The following is a 14,307-nucleotide window of genomic DNA, read 5'->3' on the forward strand; positions in this document are numbered from 1 at the left end:
ATCTGAAGGGGTCGCCGGGTGAAACGTCCTCGGACCTTTCGGACACGGTTTATCCGTGATCGGCCCGTGGATCCGGTATGACGGACCCCGCGGCCGGATCGGCACCCTCCATCGACACGACCACGCCAACCGACGCCGACCCTCCAACCGACGCCGACCCCCCGGCGCTCGCGATCGACGGCGTCTCGAAACGCTTCGGGAGCGGCGACGACGCCGTCCTCGCGGTCGACGACGTGAGCCTGACCGTCGAGCAGGGGTCGATCGTCGGCCTCCTCGGGCCGAACGGCGCGGGGAAGACGACGCTGATCAAGTGTGCGCTCGGTATCGTCCTGCCCGACTCCGGCTCCGTTCGAGTGTTCGGAACCGACGTCGCCGGCGGCGGTCGGCGGGCGGCATACGCCCGCGTGGACGCGATGCTGGAGGGTGCACGCAACGACTACTGGCGACTCACGGTCCGCGAGAACCTCCGGTACTTCGCGACGATAAGCGGCGTCGACCCCGACTCCGTCGCCGACCGCCACGACCGCCTCCTCGAACGGCTCGACCTGGCGGACAAAGCCGACACCGCGGTTCGGGACCTCTCACGCGGCATGAAGGGGAAAGTGTCGCTGGCGAGCGTGCTCGCGGGCGGCGCGGAGCTCGTGTTCCTCGACGAGCCGACGCTCGGCCTCGACGTGGAGGGGTCGCGAACCCTCCGACGGGAGCTCCGCCGGCTCGCGGTCGAGGAGGGGCTCACGGTCGTCGTCAGCAGCCACGACATGACGACGATCGAGGCGGTGTGCGACCGCGTCGTGATGATGGCCGGCGGGCGGGTCGTCGCCGACGACACCGTCTCGGCGCTGCTGTCGGCCGCCGACCGCGACGCGGTCCGGGTGACGAGCGCGGACCTCAACGAGCGCGTGGTGTCGACGCTCCGCGACCGGTTCGCGGTTCGATCGGTCGACACGGAAGTCGATACCGACGGCGACCCCGTCCGCACGACCGTCGAGGTGGCGGCCGCCGGCGACGACCTGTACGCCCTGATGGACGCGCTGCGGGAGGCCGGGGTGCGGATCGAGGACCTCCGAACCGTCCAGCCCGACCTCGAAGACGTGTTCGTATCGGTCACCGGGGTCGACGCCGACGCGCTCGACGGGGACGGACTCGATACGGACGGCGGCGGGCTCGACGGGGATCCGGCCGAGGCGGCCCCGACGGCGGGAACCGGAGGCGGGTCGCCGTGAGCCGGGAGCGCGCCGGCGACGCGTCGGACGTCGCGGCTGGGGGGACCGCTGCCGGGGACGCTGCCGCCGGGGACACCGCCACCGACACCCGCGACCCGCGACCGGCCACCTACTACCACCTCGCGCGGGCGGTGCTCTACCGCGAGTTCCTGATCTTCGTCCGCTACCCGGCGAACGCGATCGGCGGGATCGTCGTCGCCCTGTTCTTCTTCGGCCTCCTGTTTTACGGCGGGCAACTGCTGGCCGGGCAGGCGCTCGCCGACTCGCTCGAGGGGATCATCGCCGGCTACTTCCTGTGGACGCTGTCGGTCGGGGCGTACTCCTCGGTGTCGAACGACATCGGCAGCGAGGTCCAGTGGGGTACCCTCGAGCGACACATCACTACCCCGTTCGGGTTCGCGCCGGTCGCGCTGTTGAAGGGGGTCGCGAAGGTGGTCCGGACGTTCCTCACGAGCGCGGTCGTGCTCGCGTTCATGCTGCTCCTGACCGGGACGCGGCTCAGCCTCGACCCGATCACGGTGGTCTCGGTCGCCGGGCTGGCGATCGTCTCGGTGCTCGGGCTCGGATTCGCCGCCGGCGGACTCACGGTGTTGTACAAGCGGATCGGGAACTGGCTCAACCTGCTCCAGTTCGGCTTCATCGTCCTCATCTCCGCGCCGGTGTTCGAGCTGCCGTGGACCCGCTTCCTCCCGCTGGCACACGGGAGCGCGCTGCTCCAGCGCGCGATGGTCGACGGCGTGCGGCTGTGGGAGTTCGGGCTCGCCGACCTCGCGCTGCTCGTCGCCGTCGCCGTCGGCTACCTCCTCGGCGGCTACCTCGTGTTCCACTACGCGACCAAGCGCGCGCGCCGACTGGGCGTGCTCGGCGACTACTGAGCCGAGGACGCCGCAGTCGGCCGGGTCCTACACCGTGAGCGTGGAACCATTATACCGGAGGATGAGATCATCTACTTATAAACGATCGAAGCGGTGGCGCGCCTCCGAGCGGCCGCTTATAAGCGGCCGCGAGGAGCCCGCGAGGGACGCCGCGAACGCCCGTAGGGCGTGAGCGGCGAGGCTGGGGAGGTGTGAGGTGCGGGGCGGTTGCGGTGCGGGGTGGGACTCAAAGGGGCAGCCTGCTCCGGGAAGACGGGCGAGGCAAGCACTGGAACGGGCGAGCGTCGCGAGCCCGTTCCAGCGCGCAGCGAGCCCCTCGACCGGAGCAGGCTGGGGCTTTGAACGTGTTCACCGTCGATCTACCAGTGACCACTTATAAGCGAGCCCCTCGACCGGAGCAGGCTGGGGCTTTGAATCTGGATACCGCGCCAGCGACGACGTATAAGCGAGTGACTGAGACGCCGATGGCGTCCATCACTGATCCGCCCTTGCTGCTCCGCGTTCCCGTTACCGTTCCTCGTCGGGTTCCGCTGCGAGCGCCTCGTCGCGGAGCTCGCGGCACCGGTCGCCCGTGATTTCCAGCTCCGGCACCGGGGTCGGCGTCCCGTCCTCGTCGACGGCAACGAAGACGAAAAAGGACTCCGTCGTCAGCTCGCGCTCGCCCGTCCGCGGCGACTCCCGATACGCGCGGATCCGCGTCCGGAGACTCGTCCGCCCGACCGCGTACACGTACGACTCGATGAGGCAGGTGTCTCCCTGTGGCACCGGCCGCTTGAAGTCCAGTTCGTTGATCTTGGCGGTGACGCACGTCTCGCCGGCGGCGCGCATCGCCGACATCGCGCCGATCTCGTCCATCCACTTGACGATGTTTCCCCCGTGGGCGGACTCGTAGTTGTTCGTGTGAGTCGGCTGAACGCGCTGGCGGTTCTCGATGTACGTGTCGCTGACGCTCGGCATACCCTGTTGACGGTCGGCCGCGACAAAGGCTCGTCGGCAGCGATAGGGCGAGCCGCCCTCGTAGTTCGATCCTGTCGAGATCCGCTCCAACTGCTACGGCTCGTCGGTGCTGAATGCGTTCCACGGGATGAACTCTCTAAACAGCACGTGAGCGACGAGACCGAGCATCGCAACCACTGTTAACCCGAGACCGACTTCCTGTACCCATGACTCCGATTCAAATCCCAGCGTCCAGAGGAGGTAATCAAGTCCAAAGATAACCACCCAACCACTGAGGTAGATGAGTAAAAAGCCGATAGTGAGCCGATCCGGTGACAGTTGATCCGATACCTTGCGGCGGAGCGTCGTCGCGCCAACGACGACAAAAGCGATTCCACTGGCAAGCGGCCAGGCTGTCAAAACGAAAATCCCCGAGATATCGTCACCAGCGACTGCGACCGATCCGATCACAAGGACTACTGGAAGGAGGCTTACTGCCTCTACCCGCCGCAGTGACTCCGCTGGTTCTGACGGTCCGCCGTCGATGTCAGTATCGGATACCAGTGCTGCAACAACAAGCGCTGAAATCGCGATCGCACCACCAGTAATGATCTGACCCACGAGTACTGAATACGCGAGCGTCCCAACGCCGATGACCACCAGCGCAGTAGTGATGTAGCCACGCTTCACAGAGGGCATAGTGTAGGATAGTTGACGAGGAATAAAAAAACCCCGTTGAAATCGTCCGGAGGTGACACGAGGCCCATACTAGATATAGGGTACTCAATATCCGCACAAGCAGAATTTCAGCGGAATTAATTAAAACGGAACGCCGCCCGCCAGCAGCGCGGCGTCGACGAGCAACAGGACCGCACATCCGCCGCTTGCGAGGAGGTACGGTCGGCCGGCCGTTGCCAGTTGGTCGGTCGAAATCGACTCGGGAACCGCCTCGAACGGGAACCCCTCCGCCATGTACGTTCCCCAGCCGAGGTCGGGGTCGATCTCGCGACGCATCCGCAACACGCCCATCTCGATCAGGCCGTTCATGATCCCCCACAGCGAGAGCATCGCGAGAACGAGCCACCCGCGCGTCGTCGTCGTCAGCAGTTCCAGCGGGGCATATAAGACCCAGATCATGTACGCGCCGGTGAGCGGAAGCACAACCCCGGTCCAGCGGGTGATAAGCAGCAGCCGATGTGCGCCGTCGACGAACGTCGCCGGGCGCATCGTTCCGTCGGTCGCCCGTGGGAGGACGGCGTAGACGACGTATAGCGTCGCACCGGTCCACAGCGCCGCCGACAAGACGTGTAACACGAACGAAGCGGTAAGCAGCACAGCCGGAAGATCGGTCGGCGCGTATATAAACCCGGTCGCCGGAGCGGCGTACCGTCTCGGCGTCGCTGCCCGACGTCACCGTCCACGGTCCGCACGAACCCCACGTGGACCGCCGGCTCGCTGGGCCTTTTCACTCACCATCGCATGGCACCGACGTGGGTCAGCCGTGGCCGAGTTCGGGAACTCGATACGACTGCTCGCGAACCGCGAGTTCGCGTCGCTGGCGGGGACGGCGTTCGCACGCAGTCAGGCGTACTCGACGATCCTCATCGCGATCGCGTTGTACGCCGACCTGTTCGGAACGACTGGTTTCGTCGAAGGGCTGTTCGGTACCGCCTTCGCCGCCGTCCAGCTGCTGATAGTCCTCCCGCTCGGCCGGTGGGTCGATGTGGGAAACGCAAAGCGGTGGCTGCTCGCCGGATTCCTGATCAACGTCGGCGTCTTCCTCGGGTTCATGCTGGTCGGAAACCCCGTCCACGTGATCTTGGTGCGGATGCTCCAAGGACTGGGGGCGAGCGTGCTGTGGATCACGGGCGCGACCGTCATCGGCGAGATCAGTCCTGACGGGAAACGAGGGCTGTGGCTCGGCTCGTACAACCAGTTTGCCTCCTTTTCGTCGCTCGCCGGCGACCTGATCGGCGGCTACCTTCTGTACGCCTACGGATTCACCGAGACGTATCTGGTGTTGACGCTTGTCACGCTCGGCGCGTTTGCGCTCGTGTTCGCGTTTCTGCGTGACAACCCCGGCGGCCGGAAGGACCCCAAGGAGGCGGGCGGGATCGAGACGTTCCGGTCGCTGCTCGGCCTGCCGATGCTGCGGTCGCTCGTGTTCTTCCGGTTCACGTTCAGCGTCGGCAAGATGGCGGTCATCATCTTCCTCCCGATCTACGCCCGAACGACGTTCGGTATCTCGGCGTTCGCGATCGGCTGGATCATGGCGGGGGGGAAGGCGACGAAGGCGATCACGCAGGGGTTCGTCGGCGACCTCACGGACCGATACGAGCGGACGTATCGGTTCGTCGCGGTCGGGGCGTTCCTGTACGGGGTCGGCACCGCGCTGATACCGCTTGCCGCGTACTTCGAGGGGACGGTGTCGCCGGTCACCGTCTCGTATCTCGGCGACTCACAGACGCTCGGCGGCGCGTTCTTCGCGCTGTTCGCCGCGTACTCCCTGTTAGGGATCGCCGACTCGATCCGGCTCCCCGCCAGCATGTCCCTGTTCGTCGAGGAGGGTGAGGCGTACGACTCCGTCGCGTCGGCGATGAGCCTCCGTTCCGTCTCTTGGAAAGTCGGGCAGGTCGTCGGACCGGTGCTCGTCGGCGTCACGATGGATTTCACGTCGACCGAGATCGGGTTCCTGCTCGCGGCCGCGTTCATCGCGTTCGCGACGACCGGCTTCACGTGGCAGGCACGAGTCGCGTACAGAAACCGGCGCGAGCTGTCCGCGGCCGACTGAAACGGGAGAACGAGCTGAGTCGTTTCGATCAGTGACGTCGCGGGTCGTCGCTACCGCCCCACAGCACCCGGTACGCGAGGTAGCCGAACAGCGCGGCGAACGCGAACAACGCGACGGTCTCGGCGAACCAGACCAGCGCCCGGAGGAACCGGCTCAGGGTCCGCAGGAGGATCATCCCGCCGAACAGCGCGATCACGACCGCGAGCCCGCCGAGCGCGGCACGAACGCGTTCCATACACCCGATCGGTCCGCACTACCGTATAAGCGTTCGTTCGCGGTGCTACCGTTTACCGAGCGCTTCCTCGAAGACCCGCTGGGCCCGCTCGTACCCCTCGTTTCGGTCGACGATCGGGCCGGGATAGTCGGGTGCGAGGGAGTCGCGTTCGCGTTTCGAGAGCGTCGGCCAGTCGACGACCTTCCCAGCGGGCACGTCGCGGAGCTCCGGGACGTACGCCGTCACGAAGCGGGCGCTCTCGTCGTATTTTGCCATCTGGCTCACGGGGTCGAAGATCCGCACGTCGACGGAGTCGGTGCCCGTTGAGGCGGTCCACTGCCACGCCCCGTGGTTTGAGGCGTAGTCGTGGTCGATCAGCTGTTTGGTGAAGTACCGGGCACCCTTCCGCCAGTCGATCAGGAGGTGTTTCGTGAGGAAGCTGGCGACGACCTGTCGCGGGCGGTTGTGGACGTACCCCTCCTCGTTCAGCTGGCGCATCCCGGCGTCGACGAGCGGGTACCCCGTCTCGCCGCGCGTCCACGCCTCGAAGGCGTCGTCGTCGTCGCGCCACGCGATCTCGTTGGGGAACGATTTGTAGTTCGAGACGGCGAGATCCGGGGTGTAGTACAGCAGGTGGTACATCTGCTCGCGCCACGACAGCTCGTAGCGGTACTTGTCGACGTTCTTCCGCTCGCGGCCGGTCGCGGCGTCGTAGGCGTCGCTCGCGTCCGCCCACACCTCCCGGATCCCGATCGCGCCCGTGGCGAGGTACGGAGACATGCGCGAGACTGCGTGTGTCGGGGTCTCGACCGCCCGCGAGAGGTCGTCGCGGGTGTCGTTGTACGTGTCGATCCCGTTCGCGAGGAAGTCGTCGAACCGCTCGCGTGCGCCGGCGTACCCGGCCTCCGGGAGGTCGATGTCGGCGTCGGGCTGCGGCACCGTCTTCGGGTCCGAGACGTCGGCGAGCGTGTCGGCGTCGGGTTCGGCGTACGGGCCCCGTTTGGGGACCGCCGTCCAGTCGTCGTGGAACCGATTGTGGTTCTCGTAGCGGGGTTCCAGTCGGTCGGGATCGACCAACACGCGGTCCGTCCGGCCGTCGGCGTCGACGCCGATCTCCGCGAGCGCGTCCGCCACCGCCCGCTGGCGGTTTCGTCGGGCAGGTCGGTATCCTTCGTTATAGAAGACGGTGTCCGCGTCGTACGCCGCCGCGAGCTCGGCGAGGACCGTCTCGGGGTCGCCCGCCCGGACGACGAGGTCGCTTCCGCGCTCCCGATACCGTCGTTTCAGCGCCGCGACGTGCCGGAGGAAGAACGCGCGCTGTCGTGCGCCCACGGTCCCGAACAGGTCCGTGTCGTAGACGAACACGGGGAGGACGGTTCCCGCGCGTGCAGCCGCCGCGAGCCCGGCGTTGTCCCGGAGTCGCGGGTCCCACCGATGCCAGAACAGGTGCATGAGATCGGAAGGGGATGCGGAGGGTAATCGTTGTCCCCCGTCCAGTTAGGTATCAGCGGTGAAGGCGGGAGCGTCTCGGTCGCTCACGGCTAACCGTGGCGTGGTCGCTCACGGCTAACCGTGGCGTGGTCGCTCACGGCTAACCGCGGCATGGTCGCCTACGCCGCCGGTCACGGTCGGCCGCGACACTGCTCATCGCCGACCGCTCGGCGTGAGCGGTCGGACCGGGGTGGCGAGGAACGCCGTGCCGAAGACGGCACTCGCGACCGTCCCGCCGAACGCCGCACCGCCCGCTACGAGCGCGGCGATGCCGACGATCAGCGCGGTCAGTCCGAGGACGTGTTTGATATCGGTCACGAGGCTGGTGCCCGCTCGAGACGTCCGATCGTTGCCCTGGTTTTCGTCCATGAGGATGACCCCGTCGTTCGTTTCGGGGATAGGGCCGTTCGTATGTAGTATTGGTCCGCCCGAAGGAACGGTAGCAGTGGTTGAAGCCGGTTCACGCCGGGCCTGAAACACCGTGTGCGGGGATCGCTACCGGTGTCACAGGGGCCAGTCCGTGACCGCCGGAGCCGCTTCGGAACCCCCGGACTCGACCCGGATCCGACCCGATATCGAGCGTCCCTCATCGGGTGTCGTCGGGGGCGCTCGCTCCGCTGACTGCGTACGCAGACGCCGAAAGGACGATCCCGCGGAGACCGTGGGCCGACAGTCGAGGGAGAGAGTGAACGCCTGAGCGGGGTCGACACGACCGACGGGAGTGGCGGATGCCCCCAACGAGCAGGGCCGACGATCGTCGTGTGTATCCTACAGAATTTCATGACTCTGAAACAACCCCATCAGGCAAGAAACGAACACTTATATCCGATCGTCGAACTCCCGTCGAGCAAGCGAGATCCGACGTGACGACACCCACCCTACGGATCGGCGGTGGGACCGACGGCGGCGACGCCGCGGTTCCCGCTCCGATCCCACCCGACGACCCCGAAGCCTGGTACGCGCCCGATGTCCGCGCGCAGTACGAATCCGCGCCGGGGGTCGTCGCGACGATACGCGAACGCGACGGCGGCCGGTTCAGCTACGACGCTCGCGAGCCGCCTCTCTCGCCCGCCGACGAGCGCGCGCTGGACGCGGTTCGGGAGCACTTCTCCGAGGTGGACCACCGGCGGCCGCTCACTCGGGCGGGTGCGGTCGAGCGCGCCGAGGCCGGGTTCGAACCGAAGTACGCCCGCGTCCTCGACCGCCTGCTCGACACGACCGCGGCGGGTCGCCGTCGCGTGAACCACCACGCGCTGTGTGAGCTCCGCTTGCTCGGCGATCTCACAGCGATCGCGCTCGACGAACGGGTCGCCGTCGCCGACGTCGGCGACGACCGCGAGCTCGTCGTTCACACGGAGTCGTTCGCGCCATTGGAGACCGGCGTCGACGCTACCGCGGACTACGTCGAGCGGGCCGCCGGCGAGCGCATCGCCAGGTACGCCGTCGAGTTCGCCGGCTTTTCGGTCAGTGTGGTCGTCTATCGGGAGCGACTGCTCGGGTCGGACGCCTTCGAGACGAAGTACGCCGTGCTCGAACCCGACCTCCTTCCCGGCGACGACGCGCTGATACGGGAGTGCGAGCGCCGGATCTGGGAGACGCCGGTGGATCGCCTCGTCGACGACCGGACCGCGTTCGTCGCCGAACACGCCCGCAAACACCTTTCCCGGCAGCTGACTGCCGGTGACGCCCGCGACTGGGCCGCGTCGGGACGTGCCCGCCTGCAACGCGCGCTCGCGGACAGGGGGCTCGCGACGCCGACGGTGGACCCGCGGTACGACGACGACCGGATCGACGACCTCGTCTACTACGTCCTCCGCGACTTCGTCGGCGAAGGGCCGCTCACCGTTCCGATCCGCGACCCGCATCTGGAGGACATCGAAGCCAACCGCGTCGGCGAGCGAGTGAAGGTCGTCCCCCGCCCTGCGATGGTCGCGGCCGGCGGCGTGAACGGTGAATCGAACGGGAGAGCAGGCGGTGAATCGAACGCCGGAAGAGAGAACGAGGCGACCAAGGGACGCAGCTCGGACGGTCGGAGCGGTATAAACCCGTTCGGCGGCGGCGGCCGGATCCCGACGAACCTCGCGTTCGCGGAGGAGGGTCGCTTCGTCGACGTCGTCACCAGACTCGCCGCGCGCGACGGGGTCGAGCTGAACGCCGCGACCCCATCCGCGAAGGTGAACCTCTCGGTCCCGGAGGTGTCGGAAACGGTTCGCTGTGCGGTCGCGCTGCCGGTTATCTCCGAGGACGGCCCGCACGTCTCGATCCGAAAGCAGGCCGCGGACGCGTTGACTCCCGTTGACCTCGTGAACAGTGGGACGCTGTCGGCGGACCTGGTGACGCTGCTGTGGCTGCTGTACGAACACCACGGCGTCGTTCTGTTCGCGGGGCCGACCGGCGCGGGGAAGACGACGCTGATGAACGCCCACATGCCGTTCATCCCCTTCGACGACCGACCGATCTCGATCGACGAGGGGTCACGGGAGGTCCGGTTGCCCCACGAGACGGGAGTCGCGCTCACCACCCGGGACCACGAGAACTCGTACAAAGCGGTGAGCATGGCGTCGCTGATGACCGAAGCGAACTACCTCAACCCGGACGTGGAGGTGATAGCGGAGATCAACACCCCGGCCAGCTTCGAAACGTTCGCGGAGAGCATCAATACCGGTTAAAGCGTTGGGATGTTAGTACATCTTACCAGAGAAAGGCCCGTACACGGCTACGTTCAATTCACGGGAAAATAAAAGACGGCGGTTCGGCACCGATTCATCAAATGTAGTCGGTGTAGTCGGGGGGACCCCCCAACCTTCTTTTCTACAATATACTACTGCCTAAGCCGGTTCTACTCTCTCACAATCACGAGTTTCACTTCACCCCCGGCTACACCGACTACACCCCAAGGGTACTGGTAGTTGGGTAGCCTTAGACCCTTGAATATCCGTAGTCGGGGGTTGAGGAGTGTAGTCGGTCGGCGAGCGGGATCGCCGGCGAAAAAGCAATCGGGCGGTTACAACCGCTTTGAGAGTGACGGCTTCGAGCGGTCCAAGTACGACCCCTACGTCATCGGCCATGTTCGATCCGATACCTAAGGTTGTGGAAACGTGTCTGACGCGGATCGGCGTATAGACGTATTAGGTCGGATCAATTCATGATACGCGAGGCACCCACGGAACCTAAGTTACCTCACATTATGTGTTGATATATGCCGGATCTTGATTCAATCGGCCGCCGCGGGTGGCTCGCGTCCCTCGGCGTCGGTACGGTGGCGTTCACGAGTGGGTGCGCTGCACTCGACGACGTGATGGCGGGTGTCACTTCAAGCGAAATCGACGCGACGGAATGGGACGGCCAACTGATACACATTGACTTTGCCGAGGACACGACCGGTGATGAGTTCGGTATCCAACACGAGTTCGATGACGGATATGATGAAATGCGCTACGTCGGTGAGATCCCCGAGTTCGGCGGTCGCGTTTCGGTCGATTTTCGTGACGTGGTTCCGGGCAGTACGTACCCGAACAACAACTTCGAGATTGTCGTTTATGAAGGTAGCATCGGGGGGTTCCTGATCAACGTTGAAGAAGAACTTGACCGAGTTAAGGTGTCGGTTCCTGAAGAAAACTTCGCGAGCGGGACGTTCGACGGATAGTCACGTCGGACTACTGGGTCGTTACTCCTCGGAACCGTCGTACCCGTCCCGGTGGGTCGCGTGTCACTTTGAAGGACCTCGACGCCGCACCCGGTACACCGGACGAACCGCTCGCCGGTGTGCCCGGTGGTCGCGCAGGGGAGACAGATCCTCGACTTTTACGCGGCCACCGACACCGTCCTCGACACGTTTGGCAATCACGAGATAGGCTATAGGACCTGTTCGGAAAATAAAGACAGGTGGTGAAAATCAATCTTCAATGTATATCTCGTACGATGCGGTCCCGTCAGGGAATATAATCACACGGAATACACCGCTCTGTTCAGCTGTGTGGGTGAATGATCCTTCGGTTTCAACGATTTCATTGAATACGTCATTTCCTCCGGGATCTTCCAAGATTACATCCGTTGCGAACCCCTCGCGGTTATCTATTTCAACCCGGATTGTTTGCCCTTGTTCAACGTCGATGTTATGAAGCGCGTCGTCGGGTGCCCTTACCGTTCCTGATTCCTCCGCGTCCAATCCAGAACAACCCGAAAGCATGGTCACGGACATGATTGATACACAGCCAAGATATTCTCGCCTTTTCACATTTCCAAATATTCAATCCGATCTACATAAGTCCTAATCATGTCCTCCAAACAGGTATGTATCGGCTCTGTTGAAATCCTCTAGCGATGATATGTTCTTGGATCCGTGCTGAATACAGAGGGTCGGGCTTGTTTAGTCGCGTGAGATCACGGTTGTGAGTGGCTGACGGCTACCCCAAGACAGTTATCTACACCTTTCAAAATGAGTAGTATGAATAGAAGGGCCTTCCTTTCGACTGGGTTGGTGCCTCTTTTGAGCGGGTGTGCGTGGTTCGGCATTGGTGAAGAGCCGGGTGGCGATCTCCATGTTCGGAATCGTGATTTTACGGGACACACCGTCGAAATCGAAATCACTCCGACCTCTTCAGGTGCCACAGTTTTCGAGAATAGTATTTACGTTGAGGAAGGGCAGACGGTAGAAGTAGAGGAAGCATTTGGAGGCGGTTCATTCGACGTAGATGTTGCTCTCGATGATGGAAGACGAGAAGAGTTCGGCCTGAACGTCGGCAGCTGCCCGAACATCCGACTGAGAGTGGTAATTGGAGAAGACGAACTGAGGGTTGAGCAGTCGTACTGTACCTGAGCAGTCTTGAATCCGGTTGTACCGTCGAAACGTCACTGAGCGATACGCGCCCTGTATTCAGCACGCAGTTCGTATCAGTTGTGAAGGATTTCAACAGAGCCTATGTATCCTATTTGCTTACGCTCACCGCAAAGGTTAGTATTCAGCCAGCAACTCCGGGATCGGCTCGCCGTTCTCCTCGCGAATTTCTTTTTCACGTTCGAGGTCGGCTTCGTCTAAGGCTTCCCACAGCTCACACGCCGGTACTGGCGCGTTCTCTTCGGGGATTCCTTCCGGGGTGTGTTTGCCTACTGTGTCGCACGTCGCAACCGTGAGGTGTGGTTGATTACAGTAGGGTTCCGCGAGCATATTCGGCACAGCGATCACGAGGCTTTTCGGTCGCTGTTCTGGGAATTGTTGAACCGTTAGTTCCGGGTGTGGACTTTCATCCACGGTCGGGTATTGACCCTCGTGATCGAAGTGGGTCATTTGGATCATAATAGGCGGTCCGTCGTCGTCGTCGCGCGGCTCAAGTTCTTCAAGCCGCCGTTCAATCTTTTTCTTACTCATTTGATTCGGTGGCTGTTTTGTCGCTCTTCAATCGCTTCGAGGCGTTCTTCAAGCTCTTCAAGCTCTTTGTCGGCCAGTATCTTCCGCCGTTCAGATTCAGCCGATACAATCACCCGGAGGAATTTCAATCTGACACGTTCAGCCTCAGGATTTCTAATCCTTCCGTCACCCAGACTCTTGTATCGGGCGTGATCCACTACTTCGCTTAATGTCGCTAACGCCTCTTCGCGCTCGGATTGGATTTTATCTTGAAGTTCGTCGCTCATGCTTTTACCCCGTGTTTTCGCCGGATTCGTTCGTGTTATCCTGATCGTAAGCGCCGCTTATCTCTTCGTCCTCCTCTTCGTCGTCGTTCTCTTGAGTCGGCAGGATCGACGGGAACAGTTTAGACATTAACCTCACCCGTAGCCGTTTCCTCAACTGATTGTTGATCGACCGCTTCCCAAGCCGGCACGTTTCGTTCGGGTTCGATCACAAAGGAGAGGTTATCCAAGTAGGAAAGCGCGCGCTCGTACGTCCGATCTTTGGCTTGAACGGTCGATTCCCCAAACAACTCTTGTGGGTGACATGGCCGATCGTCTTTTTGCTTAATGTCGTACAGGTGGGTGTAGTAGTCAGACACGAGCCGGGAAGTCCATTCAAAGCTTTCTGGGATTTCAAGCTTCGAGGCTTCGGCTTTGAACGCGTCTGATCCCGGATGGGGCGCGTCGTCACTAAGCCGATATGCGGTATTCCACCGGATATCTTCCGCAGTCACGGCTAATGGTCCAGCGATCCGGTAGTACACCCACGATCGGCTTGTGTTTTCGTTTGGCCACGGACACGCGTCTTCTACGGCACTATCGTTCTCAATTCCACCCCGATTCAACACGGTGTTACGAATCTTCTCCGCACCTTCAAGCGCGCGTTCTACGTTCACGTCGTCGCGGTTCGGGGGGAGTACGTAAACGCGCTCGAACGGCGATTCCTCGATTATGTCGGGATCTGATACGTCGTTACCTTGGGTCATATAGTCGCTCATTTTTTGTTTTAGTTTGCTAATGTGTTCGCTCGCCGGTTCGTCGTCAATGGTGATCTTAATCACGCAAATCACCCGTACGGAAAACCGCGCGCGGATCGGTAGCTTCGGTGTGATTGTTCCCGCGCCTGATGTCCGAAGTGAAGGCAGCCGCGTCCCCAAACCTTGAGATCGACATTAAGGGACTTGGATTTCTCGAAGCCACCGGGCGGTATGCCTCACCGTGAGTTGCCAAGCCCCGGGTCATCGGCAGCCCGCTCATACGGGCACGAACACCTCGCGTTTCGCGTCCCACTTGCGGGCGTACTCCTCCCCACAAGTGCGGCACCGGATCTCGTTCTTAGTGTGCCGGTGTGTGTATCCAGTGTGCCCGCGCGGGCACCGCATCCGC

General features: G+C 63.1%; 17 protein-coding genes. 6 read left to right on the forward strand and 11 right to left on the reverse strand.

What is annotated here, in order from left to right; all coding sequences use genetic code 11:
- Nucleotides 1–77: 77 nt before the first annotated feature.
- Together ACZ5TV_RS04835 and ACZ5TV_RS04840 are read left to right on the forward strand one after the other, a co-directional pair.
- Nucleotides 78–1,223, forward strand: coding sequence for an ABC transporter ATP-binding protein (locus tag ACZ5TV_RS04835; RefSeq protein WP_464384170.1), 1,146 nt, complete (start codon nt 78–80; stop codon nt 1,221–1,223).
- Complete coding sequence (locus ACZ5TV_RS04840) at nt 1,220–2,098, forward strand: ABC transporter permease (protein ID WP_464384171.1); 879 nt, start codon at nt 1,220–1,222, stop codon at nt 2,096–2,098. Before ACZ5TV_RS04835 ends, ACZ5TV_RS04840 begins: the two co-directional genes overlap by 4 nt.
- Before the next feature lie 507 nt (nt 2,099–2,605).
- Here the strand turns inward: ACZ5TV_RS04840 and ACZ5TV_RS04845 are convergent.
- From ACZ5TV_RS04845 to ACZ5TV_RS04855, 3 genes are all read right to left on the reverse strand, one after another.
- A complete protein-coding gene (locus ACZ5TV_RS04845; protein WP_379781625.1) occupies nt 2,606–3,055 on the reverse strand; it encodes an acyl-CoA thioesterase in 450 nt (149 codons plus the stop codon).
- A 93-nt stretch (nt 3,056–3,148) separates the two neighbouring features.
- Complete coding sequence (locus ACZ5TV_RS04850) at nt 3,149–3,733, reverse strand: hypothetical protein (RefSeq protein ID WP_379781623.1); 585 nt, start codon at nt 3,731–3,733, stop codon at nt 3,149–3,151.
- A gap of 120 nt (nt 3,734–3,853) precedes the next feature.
- Nucleotides 3,854–4,369: a copper resistance protein CopD gene (locus ACZ5TV_RS04855; RefSeq protein WP_379781621.1), complete on the reverse strand. Its 516-nt coding sequence runs from the start codon at nt 4,367–4,369 to the stop codon at nt 3,854–3,856.
- A gap of 166 nt (nt 4,370–4,535) precedes the next feature.
- Between ACZ5TV_RS04855 and ACZ5TV_RS04860 the strand changes: the two genes are divergently transcribed.
- Nucleotides 4,536–5,825, forward strand: coding sequence for an MFS transporter (locus ACZ5TV_RS04860; RefSeq protein ID WP_379781619.1), 1,290 nt, complete (start codon nt 4,536–4,538; stop codon nt 5,823–5,825).
- A gap of 28 nt (nt 5,826–5,853) precedes the next feature.
- Here ACZ5TV_RS04860 and ACZ5TV_RS04865 read toward each other — a convergent pair whose 3' ends face one another.
- The 3 genes from ACZ5TV_RS04865 to ACZ5TV_RS04875 all read right to left on the reverse strand — a co-directional run bounded on the left by ACZ5TV_RS04865 (nt 5,854) and on the right by ACZ5TV_RS04875 (nt 7,899).
- Complete coding sequence (locus tag ACZ5TV_RS04865; protein WP_379781617.1) at nt 5,854–6,060, reverse strand: hypothetical protein; 207 nt, start codon at nt 6,058–6,060, stop codon at nt 5,854–5,856.
- 45 nt (nt 6,061–6,105) lie between these two features.
- The gene (locus ACZ5TV_RS04870) at nt 6,106–7,491 is read right to left on the reverse strand and encodes a cryptochrome/photolyase family protein (RefSeq protein ID WP_379781615.1); all 1,386 of its coding nucleotides are present in this window, start codon (nt 7,489–7,491) and stop codon (nt 6,106–6,108) included.
- Between the two features lie 192 nt (nt 7,492–7,683).
- Entirely contained in the window at nt 7,684–7,899 is a 216-nt protein-coding gene (locus ACZ5TV_RS04875; RefSeq protein WP_379781613.1) for a hypothetical protein, read from the reverse strand.
- Nucleotides 7,900–8,393: 494 nt separating this feature from the next.
- Here ACZ5TV_RS04875 and ACZ5TV_RS04880 point away from each other — a divergent pair, with 494 nt between their 5' ends.
- Both ACZ5TV_RS04880 and ACZ5TV_RS04885 read left to right on the forward strand, forming a co-directional pair.
- On the forward strand, nt 8,394–10,199 hold the full coding sequence (locus ACZ5TV_RS04880) for a type II/IV secretion system ATPase subunit (protein WP_464384172.1): 1,806 nt from the start codon (nt 8,394–8,396) through the stop codon (nt 10,197–10,199).
- A gap of 530 nt (nt 10,200–10,729) precedes the next feature.
- The gene (locus ACZ5TV_RS04885) at nt 10,730–11,176 is read left to right on the forward strand and encodes a hypothetical protein (protein WP_464384173.1); all 447 of its coding nucleotides are present in this window, start codon (nt 10,730–10,732) and stop codon (nt 11,174–11,176) included.
- Here ACZ5TV_RS04885 and ACZ5TV_RS04890 read toward each other — a convergent pair.
- Both ACZ5TV_RS04890 and ACZ5TV_RS04895 read right to left on the reverse strand, forming a co-directional pair.
- A complete protein-coding gene (locus ACZ5TV_RS04890; protein ID WP_464384333.1) occupies nt 11,068–11,325 on the reverse strand; it encodes a DUF8118 domain-containing protein in 258 nt (85 codons plus the stop codon). The genes ACZ5TV_RS04885 and ACZ5TV_RS04890 overlap by 109 nt on opposite strands.
- Nucleotides 11,326–11,425: 100 nt before the next feature.
- Nucleotides 11,426–11,767, reverse strand: coding sequence for a p24 family protein (locus ACZ5TV_RS04895; protein ID WP_209485828.1), 342 nt, complete (start codon nt 11,765–11,767; stop codon nt 11,426–11,428).
- Nucleotides 11,768–11,977: 210 nt separating this feature from the next.
- On the opposite strand from ACZ5TV_RS04895, the gene ACZ5TV_RS04900 reads away from it, so the two are divergent.
- Nucleotides 11,978–12,349, forward strand: a complete 372-nt coding sequence (locus ACZ5TV_RS04900; RefSeq protein ID WP_464384174.1) for a hypothetical protein — start codon at nt 11,978–11,980, stop codon at nt 12,347–12,349.
- A 135-nt stretch (nt 12,350–12,484) separates the two neighbouring features.
- Here ACZ5TV_RS04900 and ACZ5TV_RS04905 read toward each other — a convergent pair whose 3' ends face one another.
- The 3 genes from ACZ5TV_RS04905 to ACZ5TV_RS04915 form a co-directional block, all read right to left on the reverse strand.
- Entirely contained in the window at nt 12,485–12,898 is a 414-nt protein-coding gene (locus ACZ5TV_RS04905; protein ID WP_379780911.1) for a hypothetical protein, read from the reverse strand.
- Nucleotides 12,895–13,164, reverse strand: a complete 270-nt coding sequence (locus ACZ5TV_RS04910) for a DUF8136 domain-containing protein (RefSeq protein ID WP_209485832.1) — start codon at nt 13,162–13,164, stop codon at nt 12,895–12,897. The genes ACZ5TV_RS04905 and ACZ5TV_RS04910 overlap by 4 nt, the downstream gene beginning before the upstream one ends.
- A gap of 119 nt (nt 13,165–13,283) precedes the next feature.
- The gene (locus ACZ5TV_RS04915) at nt 13,284–13,982 is read right to left on the reverse strand and encodes a hypothetical protein (RefSeq protein ID WP_464384175.1); all 699 of its coding nucleotides are present in this window, start codon (nt 13,980–13,982) and stop codon (nt 13,284–13,286) included.
- Nucleotides 13,983–14,307: the final 325 nt, after the last annotated feature.

This window comes from Halorubrum tibetense (assembly GCF_055396225.1).